We start from the raw sequence: 927 nt of genomic DNA, 5'->3' as shown, positions 1-927 counted from the left end.
GTTCGTACAGTTGTGCGGGGTATAGATTCCGCTAACAAGTAGCGGAATGACGAATTTGTTGTTTTTCAAATTGTGGGCAAACCTAAGCCACTTTAGCTATAAATCAATAAAAACTAATTTCTGCTTTTTTCAATGATTTTCTTTGCTTCTTCCACACCAACCCATTCTCCAACTGCTACCGTTTTTCCCTTTTCCAGATCTTTATAATGAGAAAAGAAATGAGTAATTTTATCTAGTAGGCTTTTAGATAAGTCAGAATAGTCCTTTATATTGTCATAATAGCTATCAACACTGGAAACAGGCACTGCTAATATTTTCTCATCTTCTCCTTTTTCATCTTTAGTGAGTAATGCGCCTATTGGACGCACCGATATTAAAACACTAGATGCTAAGGGAAATTGAGTTAGCACCAAAACATCCACAGGATCACCATCACCTGCGCAGGTATTTGGTACAAACCCATAATTGCAAGGATAAGTCATTGAGGTAGATAAAAATCTGTCAACTTGTAACAACCTAAACTCTTTATTAAATTCATACTTTACAGGCTCAGCATTCGCACTTATTTCAATTACCACATTCACCGCATTTGGTCCTGCTGTTATTTTACTTAAATCCATAAATTACCTCTTAACTTAAGAATAAGCATTATACAATATATGCTTTTAAGTTGCTACATTTATGTAATTCTAAACTTATTTTGCACGGGCTGTCCTAAATTTTCATTCGTCATCTTATTGACTGTTGAAAGTGGTGATACCTGTGATAATTGAAATAAAGCATATACTATTACGATAGTAAGCACTGCAGCAATTACTAGATTAGCAAAATTATCCTGTGGTAGGACACCTTTTATTGGATTAAATAATTTTTGCTCCATAAAGAAATAATCAGCAAGATATAACCCAACAGATAATACAAACATAC

1 protein-coding gene and 1 pseudogene are annotated in these 927 nt (G+C 34.0%); both read right to left on the bottom strand.

What is annotated here, in order from left to right; genetic code table 11:
• Positions 1–113 precede the first annotated feature (113 nt).
• Positions 114–620, bottom strand: a complete 507-nt coding sequence (gene ppa / locus WG67_RS05490; protein WP_010082061.1) for an inorganic diphosphatase — start codon at positions 618–620, stop codon at positions 114–116.
• Positions 621–679: 59 nt separating this feature from the next.
• Positions 680–927, bottom strand: a pseudogene (locus tag WG67_RS08860) (WD1261 family protein); the annotation flags it as partial.

Origin of the sequence: Wolbachia endosymbiont of Drosophila incompta (assembly GCF_001758565.1) — a bacterium.
In the GTDB taxonomy this organism is placed as follows: Bacteria; Pseudomonadota; Alphaproteobacteria; order Rickettsiales; family Anaplasmataceae; genus Wolbachia; species Wolbachia pipientis.
This window is presented reverse-complemented; position numbering and strand designations above follow the sequence as displayed.

What these genes read in the sequence shown, in the direction of transcription:
- ppa (WP_010082061.1), bottom strand. Translation starts at nt 620, where the DNA reads ATGGATTTAAGTAAAATAACAGCAGGACCAAATGCGGTGAATGTGGTA.